Annotated in this window: 27 protein-coding genes; 14 read left to right on the top strand and 13 right to left on the bottom strand. The window is 38.1% G+C overall.

Annotated elements, in window-relative coordinates; translation table 11 throughout:
* Window positions 1-9 precede the first annotated feature (9 nt).
* Genes ACXJIN_RS02120 through ACXJIN_RS02110 form a run of 3 tightly spaced genes read left to right on the top strand, consistent with a single transcriptional unit; the run spans window position 10 to window position 1,752 of the window.
* Window positions 10-369 (top strand): GntR family transcriptional regulator, encoded by a 360-nt coding sequence (locus tag ACXJIN_RS02120; RefSeq protein WP_456399155.1) that lies wholly within the window; start codon window positions 10-12, stop codon window positions 367-369.
* Window positions 362-940, top strand: coding sequence for a hypothetical protein (locus ACXJIN_RS02115; protein WP_456399154.1), 579 nt, complete (start codon window positions 362-364; stop codon window positions 938-940). Before ACXJIN_RS02120 ends, ACXJIN_RS02115 begins: the two co-directional genes overlap by 8 nt.
* On the top strand, window positions 940-1,752 hold the full coding sequence (locus ACXJIN_RS02110) for an ABC transporter ATP-binding protein (RefSeq protein ID WP_456399153.1): 813 nt from the start codon (window positions 940-942) through the stop codon (window positions 1,750-1,752). The genes ACXJIN_RS02115 and ACXJIN_RS02110 overlap by 1 nt, the downstream gene beginning before the upstream one ends.
* 59 nt (window positions 1,753-1,811) lie before the next feature.
* Here ACXJIN_RS02110 and ACXJIN_RS02105 read toward each other — a convergent pair whose 3' ends face one another.
* From ACXJIN_RS02105 to ACXJIN_RS02075, 7 genes are all read right to left on the bottom strand, one after another.
* On the bottom strand, window positions 1,812-3,209 hold the full coding sequence (locus tag ACXJIN_RS02105) for an aminopeptidase (protein WP_456399152.1): 1,398 nt from the start codon (window positions 3,207-3,209) through the stop codon (window positions 1,812-1,814).
* A complete protein-coding gene (locus ACXJIN_RS02100; protein WP_498043495.1) occupies window positions 3,190-3,852 on the bottom strand; it encodes a hypothetical protein in 663 nt (220 codons plus the stop codon). Before ACXJIN_RS02100 ends, ACXJIN_RS02105 begins: the two co-directional genes overlap by 20 nt.
* Window positions 3,853-3,890: 38 nt before the next feature.
* Complete coding sequence (locus ACXJIN_RS02095) at window positions 3,891-4,481, bottom strand: DUF4897 domain-containing protein (RefSeq protein ID WP_456399151.1); 591 nt, start codon at window positions 4,479-4,481, stop codon at window positions 3,891-3,893.
* 15 nt (window positions 4,482-4,496) lie between these two features.
* On the bottom strand, window positions 4,497-4,808 hold the full coding sequence (locus ACXJIN_RS02090) for a hypothetical protein (protein ID WP_456399150.1): 312 nt from the start codon (window positions 4,806-4,808) through the stop codon (window positions 4,497-4,499).
* Between the two features lie 87 nt (window positions 4,809-4,895).
* Window positions 4,896-5,666, bottom strand: a complete 771-nt coding sequence (locus ACXJIN_RS02085; RefSeq protein ID WP_456399149.1) for a Nif3-like dinuclear metal center hexameric protein — start codon at window positions 5,664-5,666, stop codon at window positions 4,896-4,898.
* 22 nt (window positions 5,667-5,688) lie between these two features.
* Entirely contained in the window at window positions 5,689-6,576 is an 888-nt protein-coding gene (locus tag ACXJIN_RS02080) for an RluA family pseudouridine synthase (protein ID WP_456399148.1), read from the bottom strand.
* Complete coding sequence (locus ACXJIN_RS02075; RefSeq protein ID WP_456399147.1) at window positions 6,573-7,223, bottom strand: phosphatase PAP2 family protein; 651 nt, start codon at window positions 7,221-7,223, stop codon at window positions 6,573-6,575. Before ACXJIN_RS02075 ends, ACXJIN_RS02080 begins: the two co-directional genes overlap by 4 nt.
* Window positions 7,224-7,313: 90 nt before the next feature.
* Between ACXJIN_RS02075 and hrcA the strand changes: the two genes are divergently transcribed.
* Genes hrcA through dnaJ form a run of 3 tightly spaced genes read left to right on the top strand, consistent with a single transcriptional unit; the run spans window position 7,314 to window position 10,137 of the window.
* Complete coding sequence (hrcA, locus tag ACXJIN_RS02070) at window positions 7,314-8,348, top strand: heat-inducible transcriptional repressor HrcA (protein WP_456399146.1); 1,035 nt, start codon at window positions 7,314-7,316, stop codon at window positions 8,346-8,348.
* Window positions 8,349-8,362: 14 nt separating this feature from the next.
* Window positions 8,363-8,995: a nucleotide exchange factor GrpE gene (locus ACXJIN_RS02065; protein WP_456399145.1), complete on the top strand. Its 633-nt coding sequence runs from the start codon at window positions 8,363-8,365 to the stop codon at window positions 8,993-8,995.
* A gap of 2 nt (window positions 8,996-8,997) precedes the next feature.
* Window positions 8,998-10,137 (top strand): molecular chaperone DnaJ, encoded by a 1,140-nt coding sequence (gene dnaJ / locus ACXJIN_RS02060; protein ID WP_456399144.1) that lies wholly within the window; start codon window positions 8,998-9,000, stop codon window positions 10,135-10,137.
* Here dnaJ and ACXJIN_RS02055 read toward each other — a convergent pair whose 3' ends face one another.
* The gene (locus ACXJIN_RS02055) at window positions 10,138-10,971 is read right to left on the bottom strand and encodes a peptidoglycan DD-metalloendopeptidase family protein (RefSeq protein WP_456399143.1); all 834 of its coding nucleotides are present in this window, start codon (window positions 10,969-10,971) and stop codon (window positions 10,138-10,140) included.
* 69 nt (window positions 10,972-11,040) lie between these two features.
* Here ACXJIN_RS02055 and ACXJIN_RS02050 point away from each other — a divergent pair, with 69 nt between their 5' ends.
* Genes ACXJIN_RS02050 through ACXJIN_RS02040 form a run of 3 tightly spaced genes read left to right on the top strand, consistent with a single transcriptional unit; the run spans window position 11,041 to window position 15,003 of the window.
* Window positions 11,041-12,036 carry a hypothetical protein gene (locus ACXJIN_RS02050; protein ID WP_456399142.1) on the top strand — a complete coding sequence of 332 codons (996 nt, stop codon included), beginning with the start codon at window positions 11,041-11,043 and terminating at the stop codon, window positions 12,034-12,036.
* A gap of 2 nt (window positions 12,037-12,038) precedes the next feature.
* Window positions 12,039-13,475, top strand: a complete 1,437-nt coding sequence (locus ACXJIN_RS02045) for a tetratricopeptide repeat protein (RefSeq protein WP_456399141.1) — start codon at window positions 12,039-12,041, stop codon at window positions 13,473-13,475.
* Window positions 13,459-15,003 carry an NAD(P)H-hydrate dehydratase gene (locus tag ACXJIN_RS02040; protein WP_456399140.1) on the top strand — a complete coding sequence of 515 codons (1,545 nt, stop codon included), beginning with the start codon at window positions 13,459-13,461 and terminating at the stop codon, window positions 15,001-15,003. Before ACXJIN_RS02045 ends, ACXJIN_RS02040 begins: the two co-directional genes overlap by 17 nt.
* 3 nt (window positions 15,004-15,006) lie before the next feature.
* On the opposite strand, the gene speE is transcribed toward ACXJIN_RS02040, so the two are convergent.
* Genes speE through ACXJIN_RS02025 form a run of 3 tightly spaced genes read right to left on the bottom strand, consistent with a single transcriptional unit; the run spans window position 15,007 to window position 16,833 of the window.
* Window positions 15,007-15,861, bottom strand: coding sequence for a polyamine aminopropyltransferase (gene speE, locus ACXJIN_RS02035; RefSeq protein ID WP_456399139.1), 855 nt, complete (start codon window positions 15,859-15,861; stop codon window positions 15,007-15,009).
* Window positions 15,854-16,261: an adenosylmethionine decarboxylase gene (gene speD, locus ACXJIN_RS02030; RefSeq protein ID WP_456399138.1), complete on the bottom strand. Its 408-nt coding sequence runs from the start codon at window positions 16,259-16,261 to the stop codon at window positions 15,854-15,856. Before speD ends, speE begins: the two co-directional genes overlap by 8 nt.
* Window positions 16,262-16,299: 38 nt before the next feature.
* Window positions 16,300-16,833 carry a cupin domain-containing protein gene (locus tag ACXJIN_RS02025; protein WP_456399137.1) on the bottom strand — a complete coding sequence of 178 codons (534 nt, stop codon included), beginning with the start codon at window positions 16,831-16,833 and terminating at the stop codon, window positions 16,300-16,302.
* A gap of 514 nt (window positions 16,834-17,347) precedes the next feature.
* Between ACXJIN_RS02025 and ACXJIN_RS02020 the strand changes: the two genes are divergently transcribed.
* The 4 genes from ACXJIN_RS02020 to cysS are packed head-to-tail and all read left to right on the top strand — an operon-like array spanning window position 17,348 to window position 21,905.
* Window positions 17,348-17,794, top strand: coding sequence for a hypothetical protein (locus ACXJIN_RS02020; RefSeq protein WP_456399136.1), 447 nt, complete (start codon window positions 17,348-17,350; stop codon window positions 17,792-17,794).
* On the top strand, window positions 17,788-19,077 hold the full coding sequence (mnmE, locus tag ACXJIN_RS02015; protein ID WP_456399135.1) for a tRNA uridine-5-carboxymethylaminomethyl(34) synthesis GTPase MnmE: 1,290 nt from the start codon (window positions 17,788-17,790) through the stop codon (window positions 19,075-19,077). The genes ACXJIN_RS02020 and mnmE overlap by 7 nt, the downstream gene beginning before the upstream one ends.
* A gap of 10 nt (window positions 19,078-19,087) precedes the next feature.
* Window positions 19,088-20,530 carry a glutamate--tRNA ligase gene (gene gltX, locus ACXJIN_RS02010; protein WP_456399134.1) on the top strand — a complete coding sequence of 481 codons (1,443 nt, stop codon included), beginning with the start codon at window positions 19,088-19,090 and terminating at the stop codon, window positions 20,528-20,530.
* A 4-nt stretch (window positions 20,531-20,534) separates the two neighbouring features.
* The gene (cysS, locus tag ACXJIN_RS02005; RefSeq protein WP_456399188.1) at window positions 20,535-21,905 is read left to right on the top strand and encodes a cysteine--tRNA ligase; all 1,371 of its coding nucleotides are present in this window, start codon (window positions 20,535-20,537) and stop codon (window positions 21,903-21,905) included.
* Here the strand turns inward: cysS and ACXJIN_RS02000 are convergent.
* Window positions 21,878-22,606 (bottom strand): glucosamine-6-phosphate deaminase, encoded by a 729-nt coding sequence (locus ACXJIN_RS02000; protein WP_456399133.1) that lies wholly within the window; start codon window positions 22,604-22,606, stop codon window positions 21,878-21,880. The genes cysS and ACXJIN_RS02000 overlap by 28 nt on opposite strands.
* A gap of 410 nt (window positions 22,607-23,016) precedes the next feature.
* On the opposite strand from ACXJIN_RS02000, the gene ACXJIN_RS01995 reads away from it, so the two are divergent.
* Entirely contained in the window at window positions 23,017-24,093 is a 1,077-nt protein-coding gene (locus ACXJIN_RS01995; RefSeq protein WP_456399132.1) for an arsenic resistance protein, read from the top strand.
* 177 nt (window positions 24,094-24,270) lie between these two features.
* Here the strand turns inward: ACXJIN_RS01995 and brxL are convergent.
* The coding region (brxL, locus tag ACXJIN_RS01990; protein WP_456399131.1) for a protease Lon-related BREX system protein BrxL at window positions 24,271-26,193 on the bottom strand (1,923 nt) is incomplete at its 5' end.

The following is a 26,193-nucleotide window of genomic DNA, read 5'->3' as shown; positions in this document are numbered from 1 at the left end:
TGGTTGAAAATGTTAGAACCGGTAGATAAGCATAGCGGAATTCCAGCGTACTTGCAGATAATGAACATGATAAAAAAAGAGATCGTGTTGGGAAATCTGAAATTTGGTGACCAACTTCCACCTGTAAGAGAGTTAAAAAAAGTATTCGGAGTGAACGTTAATACCATAATGAAATCATTGGAAAAATTGCAGATGGATGGGATTGTAGAAGCCCAACATGGTGTGGGGTACTTCGTAAAAAATTCAAAGATAATAAATCCAAAGGTTGTAGATATTTTGGAGAAAAGCGTTGAAGAGTTGAAAAAGATGAACATGGATTTGAACACCACGATCTTAATCCTTGAGGAGGTGTGGAAAAAAGGTGAATAAAGTTGAAGTTTATTTCATCAAAACTCTCAAAGAGAGAGCCGGACTTCTTTTAATTTTAACGTTGCTTCTTTTAATACCCAACTTCAGTTGGAGAATTTTCTTCATATTTTTAATGATCACATTAGTTCTTCTCCCACGAGACATGTGCAATGGAAAATTCAACATCATGATGGAACTGCCTCTTTCACGTAAGGATGTATTCTGGTCTTCATACGTATTTTTACTTGTTTTCTCCATCTTTCCACAGATGATAGGCTACTCTTTTGAAAGCATTTTCGTAATACAAAGTCCTTGGAGTGTTGGATACGGATTCCTATCTACCTTGACCTTTTCAAGCGCTTACTTTGGAATAGCGATGCTTTCGGCAAGCTTTGGGTTTGGAAACTTTGGTGTGCCCTTCCTCGTGCTCATAGCAGACGCATTTTTAGGTTCTATTGGATGGTATGATTTGAATCCGTATAGAATGATAAGTCCAATTTATCAAGAAAACATGACATTGGCATTGATCTTTGCCCTTTCGTTGCTGATGATTTCGTATTTCATCTTTGAAAGAAAGGGGAAGATAAAATGATGGTAAAAGTTGAAAACCTTAAAAAGAATTTTTCAGACAAACGCGTGTTAAACGGTATAAGTTTTGAAGTAAAAAAAGGAGAGATCTTCTCACTTATAGGCCCGAATGGAGCCGGAAAAACAACAACTCTCAGATGCGTGTACGGAAGCTTGAAGCCCAATGGCGGGAAAATAGAAATATTTGACGAGCCTTTTAACGAGAAACTAAAAGAGAAAATTGCCGTGATGAACGAAAATCGTCGAGTTTTCAAAAGATTCACCGGTGGCGATTACGTTAAAATTTGGAGCTTACTTTATCCACAATGGAATGATGAGATATTCTCCAATTTTGCAATCCATTACAAATTCGATCTCAATCAAAGAGTTGAAACTTATTCAATAGGGATGAAAACCATATTTTACATTGCTCTTACCTTCGCAAGCGGTGCTGATTTGCTCATACTCGATGAACCAACTCAACATCTTGACCCGCTTATTCGTGCAGAAGTTTTGAAAATTATAAACGATTATGCTAATGAAGAAAAAAAGACCATTCTAATCTCTTCGCATGAGATATATGAATTGGAAGAAATTTCAACTTCTTTTGGAATAATAAAAGAAGGCAAAATCATATATCAAGACAACGTAGATGATGCAAAAGCATCTCATAGACTTATTTCTCAAAATGAAAAGGTTTTTCAAAGCGAGATTGTTGGCTTCGTGGGAAACGAAATTTTGGTAAAAACGAATAAGGATATTGGAAGATATCCGACATTTAAAGAAATAGTGATCGGCTATTTGGGAGGAAAGGAAGAATTTACACCATTTAAGTGATATTCACTCCATTTTTATCAAAAAAGCGGAAGCTTGAGCTTCCGCTTTTTCTACTTAATTCACATTTTGAAATTAGAGATGAAAGCTTTGTAAGCAAGGTAAGAACTGTAAAGATCTGCTTTTGAAACCACTTCGTACGGAGAATGCATTCCAAGCAAAGCTGGTCCCATATCTATTACGTGCATGCCACGCTCTGCAAAGAATTTGGCAACTGTGCCTCCTCCTCCAACGTCAACTTTTCCAAGTTCGCCTGTTTGCCACGGCACTTTGTTATCATTCAAGAGTTTTCTTATCTTCCAAACAAATTCCGCATCCGCATCGCTTGCACCGGCTTTTCCATAGGCGCCAGTATATTTCGTTACAACTATACCGTGTCCTAAAATGGCGGCATTGTTCATCTCGTGAACATCTTTGAACGTTGGGTTAACGGCCGCTGAAACGTCTGAAGAGAGAACGGCTGTGTTCTCTATAAGTTCATCGAAGAAAACGTTAACATCTTTTCCTTTCAATGAAAGCAATTTTTTCAAAGGTGGAAGCCAAAATTGATTTTTCGCACCGGTACTCCCATCGCTTCCTATTTCTTCCTTATCAAAGAAAACAACGACGGTTGGTCTTGCAATTTTTTTTGAATCCAACAACGCTTTTAAACTTGCGTAAGCGCATATTTTATCGTCGTGTCCGTAGGCCGCTATCATGCTTCTATCAAAACCAAGTTCCCTTGGTTCAAACGCTGGAACCAATTCTAACTCCGCACTCATGAGGTCTTCTTCAACTATGCCGTACTTTTCGTTGAGTATTTTTAAGACGTTCATCTTAACAGCAGAATCCATCTTTTCAAATACCAACGGTTTTGATCCAATTATGAGATTGAGCATTTCTCCATTTATATCCCTGCATTTTTTGTTTGGATCTCTGTCAAGATGAGGGAGAAGATCACTTATAACAAAGACCGGGTCTCCTGGTTCGTTTCCTACGTTTATTTTCACGCTTTCTCCATCTTCTTTAACAATAACTCCCACTATAGCCAGAGGAATGTTAAACCACTGATATTTCTTTATTCCGCCGTAATAATGCGTTTTGGCAAGAACCACGTCAGTATCTTCGATAACTGGCCTTGGTTTGAGGTCTATCCTTGGAGAATCTATATGAGAAGCTATTACGTTAAATCCATCCTCTATTTCCTTGGGAATTCTGTATATTGCAAGCGCTTTTGATCTGTATACTTTGTAAGCTTTTACTTCCTTTTTGGGATCCGCTTTTTCAATTGGAACATACCCATTTTCTTCCAAAATCTTGATACTCTCTTCAACTAACGTTCTTTCCGTCTTTCCCTTTCGCATGAAATCCATGTAAGACTTTGAAAAATCGTCTACCTCTTCTTCATTCAACACTTTCCACGCGCTCTCATTAGAGTAAGAGAGTCTCTTTTGAAGATTTTCAAACTCCTTTTTCGTCATCTTGCTCCCTCCTTGATTTTGAAATGTGAGAATTCATCTCTATTATAAGTGCAACTTCTCCAACACCCATATTCAAGCTTTCAGCGATCTTTCTTGCATCCCATCCTCTTGAATTCAACTCCATTATTTTCTCGTCTTTTGTTAAGACTCTTACAGAGGTGTTGAGACGCTCTACATTTTCTTTTATCTTCTTCTGAGCGTTTATAAATTTTAACTCACTTACCTTTTTGGATTTTTCATCCTTCTTTCTTTCTATAATCTCCTTGTCAAAATTCTTCTCGAATTCAGACTTACCAAAATCTTCATTTTTAATAACTTCATCGAAATTATTTGATCTTTCAGTATCGTTTTTAATGTCAGGTGGGATAGTGGAAGAAATTTTTTGCTTCTTCTGAAAATTATCGTGCAGAATGTTTGTTGAGACATTTTTGGCGTCAGAAATGGATTCGTTTAACTTCACATAGGCAATATTCGCCTCTTTTACCGCGCTCTTTAATTCTATTATCTTCTTTTCCAGCGTATCTACGTTAACACTTGTAACATGCTGAATTCTTCCAATGAGTTCTGAAATGCTCCCCTCATCGAAAACAGTTACTTTTCTTTCCCTTTTTTTGGAAATTATCAAGAAAATCAACATCGCCACAGCAATCCCTGTGACCATCCCAATAATAAGCCATAAGATCATGGTTTTACGTATTCAACCTCCGGAAATTTCAGATTCATAGGTCCTTTCCAGATGAGTTCGTTTTCTCTCTTTAAGGTAGGCGTTGGAGAAACCGAAATGATTTTCACGTTTTCAGGAAATGAAAATATCACTTCTGAATTTCCATCGAGCTTCATCTCAACATTTCCCATTCCAACAGACATTTTCTTACCATCTCTTTTTATAATGCCGGCTATGACCCCAGTTTCATCTATTTTTAGACCAGTTGAACCAAAAGTGGTCATCGTTGATTTGTAATCCAAAACTTCAATGTTCACCTTTGTGTTCTTCGAAAGATTTTTGAACATTTCTTTGTAGGCCTTCAGTTTATCGCTCTTGGTCATTTTTTCAAATTGATCGATGGCTTTTTTCATATCGCCAACCTTATCAAAAGAGAATTTTGCAACGCTTCTAATCGTTACAGCGGTAGAATCGTTTGAGAAAACGTACTCGGATCTGTAATAAGTTTGATGGTAAGGTGTCTTCCTCTTCATGAAAAAGAATTGAAAGACCATAACTCCAGCCAGCGCCGCCACTACTATCCACAAAAGTTTATTGTACTTAGACATCAAACACCTCCGATATCACTTTAAGTGCAACTCTTTCCAGAAATTTATGAGATATTCTCCCAAAAATTCCACTTCTTCAATCGAATCGAATTTTGCCACTTCTTCTTCAAGAATTTCTCTAAAACTTCTCTTGTCTGGAACTCTAATTATTTTTTCTTTTATTTGTACTTTTTCTTTGTTTCCTGCACAATTACGATCTATTTTCGCAGCTATTTTAAGAGCCAAAATTTCCATTAACTCGCCTAAAATGTTGTTCAAGTTTTTTTCAACTTCTGTACGTTCTCTTTTTCCTTTATCCTTTTTGTAAGAAAAAAAGCGATCGACCACCTTTTATCCCCCATATCTAAGCTTTTAATATTTTATCACACAATTTACTTGTTTGCTTAGCGAACTAATTTTTGACAAAAGTATTCATCAAACGTAATGATAAAACTTCTCATGATATTTTAAAACGTCAACATTCCAGGATTTTAAGATCCTTTCCATTTCATCTTCAAAAAATTTTTCGCTTTCATCATGTTCAACTATTACCATTGATATTCCTGAATCTATGGCATGAATGATTTTATGATACGTAACATCACCTGTTACGTACACATCCGCACCGCTTTTCACGGCTTCGTCTATGAAATCCGCTCCTGCTCCAGAGCAAATGGCAACTTTTTTCACGGTATGGGGCCCCTTCGGAGCTAAGCGCACGTATGGCGCTTTTAACCTGTTTTTAACGTAGCGGGCAAATTCCCTTATTTCCATTTCATCCACTTCGCCAATTCTTCCAAGGCCCGCTCCTTCCATTCGCTCATCTGGTACCAAAGGTTTGGTATTTTTTAAATTCAATATCCTACAAAGAGCATCATTTAGCCCGTCCGTCGCAGAATCGTAATTGGTATGAAGGGAATAAAGTGTCATGCCACTTATTAGAGTTGTAAATATCATGTCGCCATTTGACTGGCGAGGACTGATATTTTTTACACCGAAAAAGAAAAGGGGATGATGCGTTAAAATGAGCTGACACCCTTCATCCGCTGCCAATTTTATACCTTGCGGGGTAGCGTCAAGGCTGACAAAAACGCGTTCCGCTTCCACATCTGGTCCTTCTATTTGGATACCAGAATTGTCGTAGCTTTCCTGAAGAAAAAGGGGAAATTTTTCTTCCAGCCTTTGAATGATTTCTCTTACGCGCATATTTATCGATTCCTCCTGAAGATCATTTTCTTAAAAGTTCTAGAATTTGTGCCCTTTGATTGGGCAAAGAAGCTCTCAGAGCGATGATTCTATTTTTTTTAGGGTGAAAAAAGGAAATTTCTTCGCAATGCAAAAAATAACCTTCGAGACCGTAACGCTTTTTAAATTCTTTGTTCACCACGGCATTCCCGTAAACTTCATCTCCAATGACTGGTGTTTCATTGAAAGCCAAATGCCGCCTTATTTGGTGCTTCCTTCCAGTTAATATCTCAACTTCTACCAATGTGTACCCATTGAAAAATTCTTTTGGTCTTACAAACGTGATTGCTTCTTTTCTATCGAGATCTTCTTTTATTTTTAAATTGTCTCGAATTAAACCATAGACCAACGCCACGTACTTTTTTTCCAATTTGTGAGATTGGAAGAGTTCGGAAAGATCTTTGGTGAACTCGTAATTTTTTGAAATCAACAAAACACCGGACGTGTACTTATCAAGCCTGTGAACAAGATAGAATTCTGAATTGTAGCTGAGGAGAATGTTGTATATGGAAGCGTTGAACGTCTTTGTTCCGGGTTGTACGGAAATACCTACTGGTTTGTTTATTCCCAACATGTACTCGTCTTCGTAAAGAACGTTTAAGTCCATTTTCAATGGTATATGCTCAGGTGGAACTCTGCCATATTTTTTTTTGATCTCGTCTTGATTTCCCGGAACTTTTACAAGTACTTCTTGCCCAATTTTCAAACGATAGGATCCATCTTTTGTTCTTACCTCATCAACTGTTACTTTTCCGGAGCGTATGAATTTCTGGATAACGGCTCTTCTTATTTCCGGGTAAGTACGCCTTAAAAATTTGTCCAGTCTCTCATTTTCACGGTCTGCCTTTATCCTTTGAAAGTAAAATTTCATTCTGCTTGAAGCTCTCTTGCTTTCTTTTTTGCCTCTACCTTTTCAACTATACCAACAGCAAGTATCAAACAGGCAAAGCCAAGTAGTGCTCCACCGATTACATCCATTCCCCAATGCACGCCAACGTAGAGCCTATCATAAAGAATTGAGGCTACGAAAATCCATAAAAGCGTTGAGATGGTGTAAGACGCACCCTTTGAAAGCTGAGATTTTGTCACAATATAGGCCAACAATCCATACAAGGCTATTGCGCCGACGGCGTGACCACTAGGGTAAGAGTAGGATGAAGCGCTAACCAACCATGAAAAATGGGGGCGTGGCACTTTCAGAAGAATTTTTAAAGTTTCTATCGTTATTCCGGCAAAGATTAAAGATAAAAGAAGCTCCAACGGCGCTTTCCATCTTTTGAGAAAAGATAAAACGGTTATTATAACAAGCCCTATGAGAATATCACCAACCGTACTCGCAATTTTGGAAACTCCTATAAAATACCAATTAAATGCGGTGCTCCTTAGAGCGCTCGCACCTTTAACCGTTGCAACGTTGAAAGCGTAAAACCATCCGGCTTTTTCGCCAACGCCTATTATTATTCCTATCGCAAAAAGTGTTAAAGATACAAGTAAATACACCGAAAAATTCTTCTTCAAAATCCTCACTCCTTCACTTGACAAAATAAAGGGAAATGTTGTACCATATTGTTAGCACTCGAGCATATAGAGTGCTAAAAGGTGGTGAAAATGCTAAATACACGGCAAAAAAAAGTTTTATTCTGTGTTGTAAATGAATACATAAATACCAGAAAACCTATTAGCTCATCAAGAGTCCTTGAAAGCACTGATATTTCGTACAGCAGTGCTACTATTCGTAATGACTTAAAAAAGCTTGAATATCTCGGTTATGTTCGATCAATTCACACATCTTCTGGAAAAATCCCAACAGATAAGGGATATCGCTTTTATATAGATTCCGTTTCTGAAATAATAGAAAATTTGAGTATGTCTAAAAAAGTTGATTCATTTTCTGACTATCCTCAACTTAATGTGAATATACTCATAAACCATGCTGCTCTTCTTTTAGCCAGAACATTGCCCGTTGTCAGCGTCATAACGAAACCGCGCACCGATACGCTAAAAATAAAGGCAATTCGCCTTCACAAAACCTCTGATGATTATATCACAGTGGTGTTGATAACGGAAATAGGTATGGTAGATACGCAAACCGTTTTAGAGAGAATGAGCGATGAAACACTGACAAAAATTGAAGGCTTGTTAAACGCATCTCTGATTGGAAGAAGTGTTGATGATATCAAAGAAGGAATTAAAAATCCCGACGTTTTAAGAAAGTGGAAAGGTACAGATGTTGAAAGCGTTTTTGACATACTTAAGAGTGTAATAGAGGAATCAAGCGCCGAAACGTACGTCATGAGGGGGTTAGAAAACCTAATTTCGGATGATCTTATAGAACAAAAAAGCTTAAGAAGACTCGTTTTAACTTTAGAATCGCCAAAGAACTTTTACAAATTCTTGGAAAGCTTTGGAAAGGTGCAACAGCCAATGGTAAAGGTGGGAAATGAGCATTCATACGACGAAATGAGTGATTTTTCTTCCTTTATCGCACCTTACAAGGTAGAAAGCGAAATTATAGGCTTCGTGATATCAATAGGTGCCAAGGCTATAGATTATCAAAAAGCAATTTCCATGACGAATTACGTTGCGAATCGTTTAACCGAGATGCTTACGTTCCTGTCAAGGCTGGGGAAAATACAGAAATAAAAGAGGTGATGATGATGAGTGAAAGAAAAGAAAGAAAAGAAGATATCGAAAAAAAAGTTTCACATAAAGAAAATGAATCAAAGAAAAAAAGCGATTCAAAAGAAAAAAATGTCAACAGCACAAAAGATAAGGAAAATTTGAAAAAAGAGCTTGAGAAATGTCAGAAGAGGGCAAAGGAGCTTGAAGAGTACGCTAAAAGGGGTAAAGCGGCACTTGAGAACTTAAGAAGAGAAAAAGACGAAGAAATTAGGGATGCAGTAGACTACGCTAATAAAAACTTGGTGGAAAAATTGGTTTACGTTTTGGATGATATTGAACGTCTGATGAAGCACTTTGAAAACAAAGAATCGCTGGAGTATAAAGCGTTGAAAATGCTGCATGATAAGTTCAAGGAAATCCTCGTTTCGGAAGGCTTAAAGGAAATAAAGAACGATGGAAAATTCGATCCTTTTGATCATGAAGCGGTTGAAAGAGTGGAAAGCGCTGAACATGAAGATTGGGACATAATTGAAGTTGTAGAAAAAGGCTACAAATTCCGTTCGAGATTGATCAGACCTTCAAAGGTTAAAGTTGCGGTTCATTCAAACACCAGCGTATCCAAAAATGAGAAAAACGAAAAAGAACCGACAGAAAAAGATGGTGATTAAAAATGGCCAAAAAAGACTATTATGAAGTGCTTGGAGTACCTCGTAACGCGTCGAGCGAAGAAATCAAGAAAGCTTACAAAGAGTTGGTGAAAAAGTGGCATCCAGATCTTCACAAGGAAGATAAAGAAGAGGCCGAAGAGAAATTCAAAGAAATAAGGGAAGCATACGAGGTACTATCGGATCCGCAAAAACGCGCTCAATACGATAAATTTGGATACGTTGGTCATCCGGAAGGTGGAAATACCTATCAAAGCTGGGGGACTGGAGAAAATCCTTTTGGCGGATCTATATTTGATGATCTTGAAGACATATTCGGAACTTTTTTTGGACAAAGCCCAAGAGGTGCACGTAGAAGTGAAAAAGCCAGGGCAACTCGAGGAGAAGATATATACACAACTGTCTGGATCGATATCAAAGAAGCACTTTACGGGACTGAAAAAGAAATAGAATACACCCGTTATGAAACGTGCTCCGCGTGCCATGGCACTGGTGCAAAGAACGGCACAGCCTTTAAAACATGCCCAAAATGCCACGGTACCGGCGTGATAACCGTTCAGCAAAGGACTCTTTTCGGTGTTATGACAACACAAAGCACATGCGATATGTGTGGCGGAACGGGCCGTATCATATCTGAAAAGTGTCCTGTCTGTGGCGGACGTGGAAAAGTGACAAAAAAGAAAAAGATAAAGGTTAGAATACCAGCTGGTGTCGAAGACGGTGGAAGAATGAGAGTCGCAAATGGCGGCCATGCCGGAGACAACAACGGACCGTACGGTGATTTGTTTATTATAATTAGGATAAAGGAAATGCCTTCCGGGCTGAAAAGAGAAGGAACAAACGTCTACAGCGAGGTAGATATTTCTTGTGTCAAAGCCGCATTGGGAGGAACGGTTGAAATAGACGGCCTTGAAGGAAAAGAGCTTTTGGAAATACCAGCTGGCACACAACCCGGAACGGTCTTTCGTCTAAAAGGAAAGGGATTTCCTGCTGTAAACAGCAGAAAAAGGGGAGATCACATCGTAAAGGTAAACATAGTGATACCTCGCTCTCTCACTTCAGAACAAGAGGAGCTTTTGCGAAAGTACGCCAATACCTTGAATGAAGACGTAAAAAAGAAGAAAAGGGGTTTTTTTCATATTTGATCAATATCCCATTCCCTCTTGATAGGGAGTGGGTAATTTTTTCCCCTCTCCCGACCAATAAACATATGGAAGATATCCAAGCGGATTATAGGGGGTCCCATTTATTCTAATTTCAAAGTGAAGGTGTGGTCCAGTACTCAACCCAGTTGATCCTATTCTTCCAATTATCATTCCTTGCTTGATATGTTCACCAACGTAACAATCTATCTTCGAAAGGTGTCCGTATCTTGTCAACATATGGCCATTGAATATTTGAATCATGTTACCATATCCTCCATACCATCCAGCATAGGTAACGATCCCGCTTATTGCCGAAAAGACGGGAGTTCCTTCGGGAGCACCTATATCCACTCCCGCATGAAATTCCTTCTTGTGTGTTATTGGATTTATTCTCCAACCGTAAGGTGACGTTATTTCGCCAAAAACTGGCCAAATCACTCCTGTTCTTTTGTCAGAAGTTTTGCACATTATCGTTGATGGAATGAACAATTTTTCGCCAGGAAAAAGTAAGTTTGTATTTTTCAGGTGATTGCTTTTCAATATGCTTTTAACGGTTGTAAAGTACTCCGCTGCTATATACCAAAGTGCGTCTCCTTTGTTAACACTTTGAAAAACGCCATCCGGTTTTACGTATAATATTCTTTCATTTGCATAAATTTTATTAGCATTTATCATGAGATTCAAATCTAATATAGAATCAACTGAAACTCCCAACCTTTGCGCTATTAAGCTTAAGGTATCCCCACTTTTCACCGCGTAATGGTAAATTGAGTATCCCATGGATGAAACTGTAAAAATAAAAAATAGCAAAAACACGCCGATGACATTTTTCAAAATTTCATCACCTTCTCTAATTATGATATCATATTTAAATGTGTAGGCACTTATTTGTAGGTGATAACGATGAAGAGAATAACCATTCTCATTTTAATGACATTGATTGTGATTACAGCTTCTCAGCTCACGGCTCAAAGCATAGAAGAGTTGCTTAATTTGGCGAATGAAATATCTAATTTGGATTACGCCGATTCTCTCTCTTCTCTTTCTGGAATAACTTCTTTTGATCTCGATGGAGAAGGTAAAAGTGTCATTTCTTCTCCTATAACGTTTTGCGCAAGCACCACTTTTAAAGTGGAACTTTCAAAAGCGCTCTTATTTAACACATCGCTTTCAAATAATGGCTTAAAGATATCTTTGAGTTTTACACCTTCCAGATATGAGAAGCTTTCTAACGAAATCTTAGAAACACATATGAATGAAAAGATGAAGTTACAGAACAAGGTTATAAATCTTTTTTTCGATGCTATGAAAAAGAAAAGAAATATAACTCAGATCACCTCTGAAGGGAGTTCCATTCAAAATCAAGCGGAGATCGCTTTGAATATGTCCGCTTATAATTACGATTTGGAAGCGTTAAGCGCACTTTTGAAAACCAATGTGAAAGACTTAAAATTTCCAAAATTGAACGTACCTCCCATTCCAAAAGATTATATTCCCTATACAACAAAGAAATTCTCAAAAAGCGATTCGTCATTTACCGTTGGAATGAATGCCGATTTTTCTAAAAATACAACCTTGGGAATTTCTTTGGGATACGCGTGGAATCCTTCTTTTCAAGAAAACGCTTTAACTTCAAAAGAAGAACTTTTGAATGCCCAAAAAGAAATGTACTTTAGAGATATTCACATTCTTGCCAGTGTGGTAAAGGCTTACGATGAACGTTTGGCCCAATTGTTTAACGATTACTCCAATACATATGGTAAATATTTAAATGGCAACGCCACTAAAACCGAAGTAAAAAAAATATCTGAAGAAATATCAAAGCTTGGTTATCAAAGAGATCTTTACTGTATAGAACTTTTGAGAGAGTGGTACCTCTACACTTATTTCGGTGAATGATTATGAGAAAATACACGTTGTTTTTAATTTTCTCTTCATTACTCATTGTGAGTTCTTTTTCTTTGACTTTGAATGGAGCGATAAGCCTATCAAAAAATCCTGCCACACTTTTTAAGGCACGTGATGAAATAATAAAGTTAGCTCTTTCATACCCTTCTTCGTCATCTGTTATCGAAACCGCAAATAGAATATATTCTAAAGTAAAAATTTTAGAAAGTGCAGTTTCGACGCCACAAAAGATGGTGGCTTACGCCGTGATAAAAGAAGATAAAGACGCTTTTTACACTTCTCTTTCTTCAACCGACGTGAAAGTTCTCCCATCTGCCTTTTCGCTGGTTTTTAACGTTTTGGATATTGCGCAAGATTATTCAAATTTCTTTTCTCACATTTCAGATGGTGATTATACAAATGCAGTTAAATACTTTGAAAAGATGAGATTCCTTTACAAAATCCCTGATTTTTATGAATTTCTTCCAAATGAAGATATGTCATCGTTGTGGAGCTTTTTGGCCCAAGGAATAATGTTAAATCCAAGGGTTTTCGATAAAAATGGTGCGGAATTTCTCGCTTCAATAATGACAACTTACGATGTACACACTTTGTACTTAAAAACTTATGTTTGGCTAAGTGGCCTGAGTATAGATCAAGCTGAACAAGGAATCAGTGTGGTGAATTTTGAAAGTCTAATTTCCATCTTTACAAAAGTGGAAATGGATCCGAACTTACTCCAATGGAAGTATGTAACCTCAAAGTACCTTTCACTTTACACTTCCATATCAAACATGATCAGGCAACTTTCTCAGGCCAAAGAATTGACGATGTACATCGATTATATTCCAACGTTTTACAGGGCCATCCAAAATTTCCCACTTCAATACAGTAAACCACTTTCTGAGGAGTTTTCCACATACCTTGATTTGCTAAATCAAAGGGTAAGTACGTCTAACTTTCGCGTTTCATCTTCTATAATATCGGATATACGCAAATTGGCTATACAGCATCCACACGATTCGAATTCCCCAAAACTCATGGCGCTCACTTTAAGCTTAAAACCTCTTCACAAAAAAGAAAGTAAAAAAAGCACATCGATTTTCAAGCCAAAAAATCAAGTTCAAAACGCAACAAATGTTTCAAGACAGGGCGTTCAAAGTAAAAGTTGGTCATTGTATTATTACCTTTCAATAGGGATCGGAATTTTGATTTTTTTCGCGTTCATTCCTCGTGTAAGATTGTCTATCTACAGAATTTTAAAATTGAAAAAGATGGAAATGAATTTCTACGTAAAAATGATATCGAAATCTCCTGAAAATTTCAAATGGCATCTGAATTTGGCAAATTTTTACGAAAAAAATGATAGATTTGAAGAGGCTCAGAGGGAATACAAATTGGCCATGAAACTGATGAAGATGGGAGGTAATGGTTATGAAGATAGTAAGTAAAGAAGAAATGAAGGCCTTAGAAATAGAAAACTCAAACAAGTACGGAATAGATGAGTGGCTCATGATGGAACACGCCGCCGTTTCCCTTTTTCTGGCAATTGAAGACGAAGTAAAGGATCTTCACAACAAAAACGTGCTTATCATTGCCGGAAAGGGCAACAACGGTGGAGACGCAATGGCATCTGCCAGAAATTTCATAGAAGCCGGTTCAAATGTTGAAGTCTTGCTCGCGTTTGGAGAACCATCTGGAAAACTGCCACAAAAACATCTTAACATTCTGAAAAAAATTGGCTTGAGGATAGAAAAATATGATCCCTCGAAAAAAGAATTGGCAAAGGCCATGGTGGAAAGTGCTGACATCGTCTTGGATGGAATTTTAGGTACAGGAGCATCGAATTTAGTTCCCGATGATCTCAAAGAGCTTATGAAAATAGTAAATGAAAATTCTAGGTACACAGTTTCAGTTGATCTGCCTAGCGGAATAGAAAGCAACACCGGTAAAGTTCTGGGTCAGAGTATAGCGGCCGATATGACGGTAACTTTTGGAATGTTGAAAAGTGGTATGCTCTTTTACCCGGCAAGGCAAATGTGCGGAAAAATAAAAATAGGGAAGATAGGCTTCCCACCAAGGCTAATAGAAGATATGAAATTGAAAGGCGAACTGATCACCTTTAATGATGTTAAAAAAATTATGCCAACGAGGCCCAGGCTTTCACATAAAGGAACATTTGGTAGGGTTGCGATAATTGCCGGCTCTCGAAAGTATACAGGAGCGCCTATACTCGTTGTTTCTGGAGCGTTAAGAGTTGGAGCTGGCTTAGTAACGGTTGGAATGCCAGAACCATTTAATACGATCGTGACCTCCGTTATGCCCGAAGCGATATCCTATCCTTTGCCGGCTACCCAAGACGGCTTTATCACCGTAAAAGCCAGACCAAAAATTGAAGAGTTAACAAATAAAGCGAATGTGTTGGCTATTGGTCCTGGAATTGGAACGAATTTTGAAACTGGCGAGGTTGTAAAGTGGCTCATTTCTAATTTTGACAAACCAATTATTTTAGATGCGGATGCTTTAAATCTTTTGGCAAGAGATGTAGACAGCGTGGAATTTTCGGAAAATATGGCTATAACTCCTCATCCCGCTGAGTTTTCAAGGTTGATTTCCAAAGATGTAAACACCATTCTTTCCAATCCAACTAAGTACGCGTTAGAATTTGCGGTTAAAAGACACGTAAATGTGTTGCTCAAAGGTGCGACCACTGTTATAGCCACACCAGATGGAAGGTACTTTTTAAATGTAACTGGAAACACTGGCTTGGCTACAGGAGGAAGCGGGGATGTTTTAACAGGCATGATAGCCGGCTTTGTTGCGCAAGGTGTAAAAGTGGAGGATGCATTAAAACTCGCAGCTTACGTCCATGGTAGGTGCGCTGAAGTGTACTCACAAGAAAACGATGAGGCCTCGCTTATTCCACAAGACCTCATCGATAACATTCCAAAAGTTCTGAAAGAGTTGAATTCTCAATAAAAATCATCCAATGAGTTTTTTCAAGAAGGTTGGAAGTACAAAAGCGGAAGAATGGATTTCACTGTTGTAGTAAAAAAGTGTCCCGTTGATGCCTTCCAACCTTTTTTCATCTTTCAACGTTGGCATAACGTTCTTTGATGCATAGGCAAACACCCAAAATCCCGATGGGTACATTGGAACGAATGCGGTATAAGGTTTTACAATCGGGAAAGCTTTTTTCATCTCTGCAAAGCATCTTTCCATTTCTTTTCCATCGTACACCGGGTTTTCGGCTTCGGCTGAAAAGACACCATTTTCTTTGAGAGCGTCTCTACATGCAGCGTAAAATTCCTCGGTGAATAAAGACTTTCCCGCTCCTTTGTATGGATCGGTAGAATCAACTATTATCACATCGTACTCATTTTTCTTGTTCATGACGAAATTTTTTCCGTCCTCATTGTAAATTGAAACCCTTTTATCTGAAAGCTTTGAAGAAGTGGATGGAAGATACTTCTTGCAAGCTTCGATAACATCTGGATCTATTTCAACGAGATCTACTTTTTCTACACCAGGATGTTTCAAAACTTCTCTAACAGTTCCTCCATCTCCTCCACCTATAACAAGCACGTTTTTCGGGTTTTCATGCGAAAACATGGGAACGTGGGCTATCATCTCATGATATGTGAATTCCCAGCGTTCATTTAGCATCGTAACTCCATCCAGTGCGAATATTTTTCCTAATTCAGAACTTTCAAATATATCTATTCTTTGAAATTTACTTTGTTTTGTAAAATTCACCCTGTCTATCTTAAAAAACGATCCAATATTTCCATTGCAAAAAATTTCATTGAATTGTATTGCCGACTCACTCTTAGACAATTTCAACACCTTCTAACGCTTTGTAATTTGAACTTTCCGGTATTCCTATCTCTTCGTATTCTCCGCGTTTAAGTTCCATAGTGGATTCTCTTTTTGACTTCAAAACATCTTTTAAATATTCAAAGGCTTTCCATGGATCTACTGATTCACCACACGTGAAAAGATCTACAGCCGCATAACCGTACTCTGGCCACGTGTGTATTGAAAGGTGTGATTCCGCTATCACGACAACTCCGCTCACGCCGTAAGGACTGAACCTATGGAAAGTCGAATTAACTATGGTTGAGTTAGCCTTTCTGGCAGCTGCCCTCATGTGATCTTCAATGGCAGCAACATCGTCTAAAATTTCCTTGTCACAATCGTAAAACTCAACTAACAGGTGTCTTCCCAATGATTTCATTGGCCACGCCTCCATTCTTTATTTATTTATTGTTTCATTCAATCTATGGTTATCCACAGAAAAATCGTTTTTTTGCTCTTTGAAGTGTTTCTTATTTGATGACGATGATCCGCTTTGTAATAAAAACATTCTCCGTTCTTTACCTTGTATCTTGTTTCGTCAAGCCACAATTCCAGGCTGCCTTCTATAACGTATCCAAATTCCTCTCCTTCGTGGTAATCTTCGGCTTCTGTTTCACTTCCCGGTTTTAAAACAACCAACCGCGGATCTATCTTTTTATCTTCAACGCCTGGAATCAACAGTTGAGTTTTAACTCCTTCAGGTTCATCGTAAAGGGGAACCCTATCTTTTTTAGTGAATACAACTTGCCTGTTTCCTTCATCCGAAAAAAATTGCTTTAAACTCACTCCTAAAACATCCAAAAGTTGTTCTAACGTTGCTATCGAAGGGGAAGTCTTATCCCTCTCAAGCAAAGAAATAAAGCCTTTTGTCAAATCCGCTCTCTCAGCTAGCTCTTCTTGTGTAAACCCCCTTGAGAGTCTTAACCTTTTAAGCTTCTCTCCTATCTCCATATATTCTCCTTATTATTGATATTAAAGTTTATAAAAAGTTTAAAATAATAAACTTCATTATTCTCGTTGTTTTTAACAACTAAGTGGCAATTGATTTTCATACAGATGCAACTGGTAAGATTATTTTTACTTAAAAACGTATGTTATTAAACATAATGATTAACAGCGCTAAACATTATACTCCATATTTTTTTTGAAGTCAACAGTTGAATGTGTTCATTTTTTGAAAATAAATTGAACTTTACTTTTATCCCAAAATTATGCAATTCAAATTGAATGAGGGCTGCACATGAATAATTTTAAGAAATAAAAAAGGATTTAAGCCATATTCAAAGGTTTGAAGATTTCATGTTTAAACTTGCATAATTTGAGTTATTCATGTTACTCGTGAAGGATAAAAATCAATGAATTCAGCAATTAAGCATACGAACAAAAAAACTGTTTTTATCCACATTGGATAGTGTGGTAAGATCAATATGGAAAAAGAAAGAATACGTTTTTAGAAGGTGCCAGAATGAATATTAAATTTGTTATATTTTTTGTGTTTGTAGCACTTTTAGCTGGAATAAGTGCAATAAGTTTTGCTTATTCCATTCAATTAGGGTACTTTGATCAATCGTATGGTATCATGCTTTCTCAGCCTCTTGGCATGTTTTACGTTTCCACTGGGATGTCTGCAAATTCCGTCGCCTTTCTTATAAACCAAAGGTTGGGATTAACATGGCAGAAAAAGGGAAATGTGAGTTTTCGAATAAACGGTGGAGTAGACATATCACTGCTTATGGCCTTTAACAAAACAAATGGAATTCTTTTTTCATTGTTTGGAGAAAGCGAAATAGAATACAATAATTTTGAGCTTAGTGTGGGCGTCTTCAAGGGTTTAAAAGCCATAAATGATTCCAAAAATTTCGTTTCTTTTAACGCATGCGCTCCAGAGGTGAAAGTGGGATACCGATGGTAAGTGATACCATAGTTGCCATTTCAACGCCTATCGGTAGAGCAGCGCTTGGTGTGGTGAGGCTAAGTGGGCCTAATTCATGGGAAATCGCACTCAAACATATGTTCATTTCTAAACCTCAACCGAGAAAGGTTTATCATACTCGTTTTTCTAAAAATAAAGAATTGATCGATGAAGTTGTAGTCACTTTTTACAAAGCCCCCCACTCTTATACCGGTGAAGATATGGTGGAACTTTCTTTTCATGGAAATCCGCTGATCTTGTCAAAAGCACTGAAAATTCTTATAGAAGACGGTGCAAGAGGAGCGCAAGGTGGAGAATTTACGCGAAGGGCTTTCTTAAATGGTAAAATGGATCTTATTTCTGCAGAAGCAGTGGAAAAAGTTATAGATTCGACGAGCGAGCTAGGCTTAAAGATTTCTCAAAGCGCTATGAATGGCCAGCTTGTCGATTTAATTGAAAAAGTGAGAAAGAAACTCATGGAAATCTCCGCAAATGTTGAGGTTCGCATAGACTATCCAGATGAATTTGAAGAAGAATACAAGCCAAACTTGACTCGAATTATAGACAATTTGAATGACATTCTCTCAACTTACGATCCAGCCAAAACGGCTATAGAAGGTGTTAAAGTTGCTCTGATAGGTGCACCAAATGTCGGAAAATCTTCAATTTTAAACGCGCTGGTTGGAAAAGAGAAGGCAATAGTTACATCCGTCGCTGGAACTACGCGCGATACCATTGAAGCCAGCATTTTTGTAAACGGATTGAAAGTTATTCTTATAGACACAGCCGGAATAAGGGAAACGGCAGATGAAGTTGAAAAGATCGGTGTTGAAAGGGCAAAAAAGGCCGCTGAAGAATCCCACATAAAAGTTCACGTTGTGGACGCCACTTCTGAAGAAATTCCAGATTTACCGGCCGATATCATAGTTATAAACAAAAGCGATCTTGTTCAAAAAAGATTGAAAAATGCGCTTAACGTTTCCGCCAAAACGGGACAAGGTATTGAGAATTTAAAAAAAGCCATAGCAGAACTTTCCGCAAAAGTTACAGAAAAAATGAATTCAGCTCAAGCAATTTTAATAGCACATAGACAGTACGAACTCGTGAGAAAATGCGTTCAAGAACTTCAAGAGGCTCAAATGGCTTTAAATGAAGAAATGCCAATTGACGTTGTGGAAATTAACATAAGAAGGGCAATTGAGTATCTAGATGAATTAGTTGGAAGAAAATATTCACAAGATATATTGGATGTTGTATTCTCGAATTTTTGTGTTGGAAAGTGAGGAAGCAAATATGATAAGAACACGTTTTGCTCCAAGTCCCACGGGATATCTTCATGTTGGAGGGGCAAGAACAGCTCTCTTTTCGTTTTTGTATGCGAAAAAACATGGGGGACAGTTCATTCTCAGAATTGAAGACACAGATGCTGAAAGATCTACCAAAGAATCTGAAGAAAGTTTGATAAGAGATTTAGTATGGCTGGGCTTCGATTGGGATGAAGGTCCAGATAAAGGTGGAGATTACGGTCCTTACAGACAAAGTGAACGGGTAAGTACGTATCAAAAGTACGCTCAGAAACTTGTGGATGAAGGAAAGGCTTATTACGTTTACGCAGAACACGAAGAAATGGAAAAATTGCGGGAAAAACTCATTTCCGAATCGAAAGCGCCACATTACACCAAAGAAATGCTTCAATCTTTAATCTCACCTCAAGAGTTAGAAAGAAGGAAAAATGCCGGGAAAAAGCCTGCCATATACTTTTCCATGGAAAGAAAAGAACGAATTTTACATGACTTGGTAAAGGGAGAAGTTAAATTTGGAGAAGATTCGATGGGAGATTTTGCCATACTTCGTTCCAACGGATTGCCAACCTACAATTTTGCCGTCGTTATTGACGACGCCTTGATGAAAATCACTCATGTTATAAGGGGAGATGATCACCTATCAAACACCGTTAAACAGATAGCACTTTACGAAGCACTTGGATTTGAAGTTCCAAGTTTTGCTCATCTCTCCACAATTCTTGGGCCAGATAGAACTAGACTTAGCAAAAGGCATGGATCGACTTCTGTCGAAGAGTACAGAAAAAGAGGCTATTTACCCCAAGCAATGGTGAATTACCTAGCTCTTTTGGGTTGGTCTCATCCAGAGTTGAAAGAGATAATATCTTTTGATGAATTGATAAAAGTTTTTGATCTCGATAGAGTTTCTAAAAATCCAGCAGTTTACGATGAGAAAAAATTGACTTGGATGAATGGCCAATACCTACGTAAATTGTCCGATGATGAGTTTTACGAATATGCAAAACCCTTCATCGTACCGGAGTTATTCAGTGAAGAAGAATACATCACAAACAAAAAATGGATAACACTCGCCTTAAAATCGGTAAAAAATGAAGTGGAAACCTTGGAAGAATTACCGGAAAAGTTGAACGTGTACTTAGAAAAGCCAGAGGTAGACGCAACTTTGAGAACGAATTTGGAAAAATCTGGAGTTCTCATGGCCTTTAAAAGCTTGCAAAATGCCTACGAATCACTTGATGAATGGAAAGTGGAAGATATTCTAAAAGTGACAAAAAAAGTTTTAAAAGAGTCAAAAGTAAAAGGGAAAGATTTCTACCATCCTTTACGCGAAATCCTAACTGGTAAAGACTCCGGGCCGGATCTTGTCAATTTGATATTTCTTCTTGGAAGGGAAAATGTCGTTTCAAGATTGAAGAAATTCCTGGAGGCATAAGATGATAAGAATAACCAATACCTTGAGTGGAAAGAAGGAAGAACTTAAAACTCTTGAACCAAATCGAGTGAAGATGTACGTTTGCGGACCAACCGTTTACAATTTGATTCACGTTGGAAATGCAAGACCAGCTGTGGTTTTTGATAGTTTTAGAAGGTATCTTGAATACCGTGGCTACAGTGTAACGTATACCCAGAATTTCACGGATATAGACGACAAAATAATAAACGCTTCGAATGAAGAAGGTATTTCATCGAAAGCGTTATCAGACAGATACATCGCGGAATATTTCAAAGATACTTGCGCTTTAGGAGTAAGGCCCGCGACTTTTCATCCAAGAACCACGGATTTTGTGGAAGAAATAATAAAATTCGTAAAAGATCTTGAAAAAAAAGGCTTTGCTTACGAAAGAAATGGAGACGTTTATTTCGATGTCAGTAAGTTTAAAAATTACGGCGAGCTTTCCCACAGAAACCCAAACGATATGAGAGCTGGAGCGAGAATAGAGGTAAATGAGGCAAAGGACGATCCGTTGGATTTCACTTTATGGAAGGCGGCAAAGCCAAATGAGCCGAGTTGGGATAGCCCTTGGGGAAAGGGAAGACCTGGTTGGCATATAGAGTGTTCTGCAATGTCTTCTTCACTTCTTGGAGATTCTTTTGATATCCACGCTGGTGGAAATGATTTGATCTTTCCACATCATGAAAATGAAAAAGCCCAATCAGAAGCAAGGACGGCAAAAAAATGGGTTAGCTATTGGATGCACAATGGAATGATATCAGTTAAAGAGGAAAAAATGTCTAAATCAGTTGGAAACATATTCAACGTACGTCAGGCTTTGAAAATTTACGGTGCAAACGCTTTGAGAATGTATTTGCTTTCAAAGCACTACAGAAGTCCGATAGAATTTTCATCCGAGAGAATGGAAGAGGCAAAAGCGTCATTCAAAAGAATTGTCAACGCGCTGGAAGAGATAAACAAGAAAATCGGAGACTTTTCTTGCAAAGAAGACGATTTTAGCCATGAATGGCGTGATAGAATGATAGAAGCGTTGGATGACGATTTTAACACTCCTCAGGCTTTTTCAACGCTTTTTGAAATGGTTAAACTGGCACATTCTAGTGATGATAAGGAAAAACTTTACCAGATGAAGACTTTGATAATGGAATGGAATTACTTCTTTGGATTTAACTTTGAGGAAAACGCGTCATCTTCCAGCAAAGCGGACCCATTTGTAGAAGAACTGATAAAACTAAGAAACAAGGCTCGCTTGCGTAAAGATTACAAACAGGCAGATGAAATAAGAGACGCTTTAAAATCTTTGAACGTGGAAATAAGAGATTCTGTTCAGGGAACCACTTGGCGCTGGATATAGGTGGCAGCTTCCTCATCTACGAGGACAGTTAAATTTGGATGTAGCTGAAGCACGGACGCCGGTATTTCTTCGCTTATACGCCCAAATAATGCCGTTTCCAATATTTCAGCCTTTTCTTTTCCCGTCGCCATTAAGATCACGCGACGGGATTTCATTATGGTCTTTATCCCAACTGTAATGGCTTCTTCTGGAACTTTTCTTCCCGCTTGTTTTGAATTTCTTTCCACAGTTGAAGGATGAAGCTGTACGACTCTTGTTACAGATGAAAATTCGCTTTCTGGCTCGTTAAATCCTATATGTCCATCTATTCCTATACCTAAAAAGCACAGATCAAATCCTCCAGCTTTTTCTATTTTTTCTTCGTACCTTCTTGCCTCCTCAAAGGGATTTGAAGCGTCAGTTTTTGGAATATCATGCGTTACTGGAGGAATTTTGGAGAAAAGATTTTCTTCCATATAGTAAGCGTATGATAAAGTGTCTTTTGGAGATAATCCCACGTACTCATCTAAGTTGAAAAAGTGAACACCTTCAAAGTTCAAAATTCCAGTTCTGGCAAAAGAAACGAATTTCTTGTACATTTCTATAGGTGTTTTTCCCGTTGGGAGAGCTATCACACTTGAATTTTTTTCAAGTATTTGTTTCGCCAGAATTCTAGCCCCTTCCTTTCCAACTTCTTCAGCGTTTTTCATTATCTTTATCATAAGTTTCACCTCATATTAGGAGTTAAAATAACGCAGTACACATAATTATATACTTGTACGTACTATATGTCAACATTCAATCCATCATTCTTTTCTCAAAATAATCCAAAACTCTTCATGTACGCGAAGGCAACGATTTTAAAAATTGAGCGAGCTTTATTCTTCCATTAGAATATTGTGAACTTGGCGTGGGATAGTACCTCAAATTCTACTTTAAAGCTTATTGCGCATTTATCTTGCGATAACATCAGAATTTTGTTAAGCGTTTTGCACAAGGCAAACACTTACACAAGGAATTAACTATATATCCTACTTCGATTAACATACAAGAAAAGTTACTCGTATAGAATTCGTTATGAGCATATGACTAAATCAAAATATTTAAAATGGAGAAGAAAGAAGGTGGAAAAATGGGAAAAGCTGAAATTGGGAAGATGGAAAAGCTAAAACGCCATCTGGATAAATTCCTTTTGCTTTACATAGGTATTTCCATGGTGGTAGGCTTATCGATTGGTGCACCATTTTTCAAACAAATAGAAACTGTGAAACCGTTTTTAAAGAGTTTTAATCTTATCGTTATTGTCATGATGATTTATCCTATGATGGTGGGGCTTAATTTTGGCGAATTGGTAAACATACCAAAGATGTGGAAGCAATTTCTGTTTGGCATAATAATAGGTCTAGTTTATGCTCCTTTGTTTATGGCTTTGTTGGTTAAGATCATTCCAATGAATCCATATCTTTCTTTTGGACTGATCCTGGTGTTTTCAGTACCATGTACTTCTATGGCAATAGCGGCAACGGGATTATCCAAAGGTAACACAGAACTTGCTACCATACTTGTGACAATACAATTCATCTTGGCATTGGTAGTATCACCTTTATGGATGTCTATTTTTGGTTCAGCTTACAAAATACCGTTCCCGATCTTTATAATCATCAAAACATTGATAATAATAGTGGCAATACCTATGCTCGTAGGTTACGCGACGAAAGAAACTATAAAGCTAAAAGCCGGAAAATCGGGCATGTCCAAGGCGCGTTCAACTTTGCCAGTTATTTCGTTTCTTGCGCTTTTCACAATGATATTCTTGATATTCATGGAACAAGGCCATTTGATAATAATGCAATGGCAATCGGTTTTAATCACGTTCATTCCACTTCTGATTTATTACAGTGTAACCGTCGCGCTGTTAACAATCATAGATCTTGCTTTCAAAGTTAAATACAGAGATCATATGGCCATAGTCTTTGGTGGAATAGGAAAAAATGAGGGAACCGCAATGGCAATTGCCCTTGCAGGAGGAATTGGGCTCGCAGCCATCCCTGCGGCAATAGCGCCAGTTATTCAGGTCCCGATCTTGGCAACGTATTTGAAAATGCACTGGAAGATAGCAGCTCTCTTTTCAAAACGTTCGCCTAATCTTGTTAACGAGTACGAATTGCATGAAGTAGAAGAAATGGAATTGGAAACTGAGGAAAGTTGATTTTAAAAATCTGAAATAAATTGAATGATAATCACTTCAGCCCGCAAAATTACTTTGCGGGCTTAATGATGTATTGAAGAATAATAGATTGATCAAGGAGGACAAGAAAAGCAGGCTCCAGGTATCTAAGAAAAAACCGAAAGGAAAAGCATCCAGGCTTGAGCACATAAGGATTTTTTACTCTTCTAACCTTCCCTTCAGAAATGCGTTTTCTGGGCTTGATATTGGAATTGGCATTATGTTCTCCAATAAATTCACAGAGGAACTAATGGCAGAAAATTGTTCAATAGGAATGGTTATCGCTTTGGCACCATTTTCAGAAAGCATTTTTACCTTGTCGATCAACGAAAGAGTGATTTCCAACGTGCCGGTTATCGTCATGTCTCCTATAACGGCGAAACCTTTTTTCATCGTTGCCCTATGAATTGCGGAAAGTATGGCAACAAAAACTGCGACAGACACATCCCCTCCGACGGTATTACCAATTATCGGATTAACTTGAACGGTTATGTTGTAATCTTTTAGCCTGCTGGATGTTGGCATAAACTTCCTTTCATTCCCGCGAATGTACGCTTCAACCACTTTAACGCTTTCTTTGAAAGCGGGGCTTCCACCACTTATCAGCATCTTTCCATCACCAGGCATAACGATCGCCTCTATTTTTACAAGGTTGGCTTTTCCGTTTACCATTGAGACGGAATAAACGGTCCCGGGTGGCAGTGGATCCTGTGAGATCATGGTCTTTGTCCCTCCTTCTGGAAGAGACACGTAATTTTCCTTTTTTGTTTCTTTGTCTATATAAGAGAAGTTCGTGTCCCAAAATTCCAAACCACCCATTTTCTTGAGCTGCTCCTTGACTCTTTTTCTCATTTCTAAAGAGAAAGTGAGAATTTCCTCAATGTTTTCTTTTGTGTACTGTCCGTGTGGAAAAAGAAGTTTTATCAAGCCGGAACAGGTCTTTTTCACCGCTTTTTCGTCTCTGCTGTTCAGTTGGGAACCAAGCGTGAAATACTTTTCTACAACATTTACGGCTGATTGCTTACGTAGCGATCTCAAAACCTCTGAAAAATAATCTATTGCGAAACCAACATGGTCGGTAAAAGAAGAAGTGCTCAATTTTTTAACTTCCCAACCTGGCAGGTATGCGTGAATTCTATCCATAAGAGCCGTATCTTGCATTTCCACGGGAAACGGCTCAAATAAATTCGAAAGTTTTAACAACGTTTGAACATCGTCATTTATATTTCCATTGAAAACGATCGACGCTTCCGCAACAACTTCCACCTTTCTGGCGAAGGATCCGGATTCCATGTAATCTTTCATCATTTGAAGGGCAGATCTGTCTCTGAACTTAATTCCGGCAACTTCATCAAACGCCACAACATCCCATTCGCCAATAAGTCCCATCTTTCCCAAACTCAAATTGTAGAAGAGCTGTGCAACCGTTGTGTTACCTCCCGACACCAAAATCGCATATGGAGAAATTTCACGATAGATAAATGATTTTCCCGTTGCTCTGGGGCCAAGCTCCACAAGGTTGTAATTCTTTTCCACAAGCGGAACCAAACGAAGAAGTTGAAGAAACTTTTCCCTCCGTTTCATCTTCTTAGGCTCAAGGCCTATCGATCTTATAAGAAGATCTATCCATTCATCAAGGGTGAAATTTTCTCTTCTGCTGATAAAATCATCACTTGTGAAATTGGATAGCTGTATGGGATGAATTCTTTCAACGACAAAAGGGCTTCCTGGGTGTTCTTCGTAATCATACCTTAAATCTATTATCGCCCACATTCCTCCCAAAAGCATTTTGGGGTGCGCTTTAACGAGTTCATCGTCTATTACCCCATCTCTAACGTTTAAGTTTTGAAGCGTAGCTGTGTATATGTTGAACTTTGTATTCAAGGTGGCACTTATTCTGTCTATGATCCTGAATTCCCCTTTTTCTCGCACCTGCGATTTCACGTACTCCGCCATATCGGGTTTCAAATAATGCTCTCTTAAAATTCTCTCTACCTTTTTTATTCCATCACCATCTAATTGCCCCGCGTAATTGCCGAGCAAATGTTCAAGAACGTATGTTGGGACGTTGTAGCCTATTTT

It is taken from the genome of Mesoaciditoga sp. (assembly GCF_054006115.1).
This window is presented reverse-complemented; position numbering and strand designations above follow the sequence as displayed.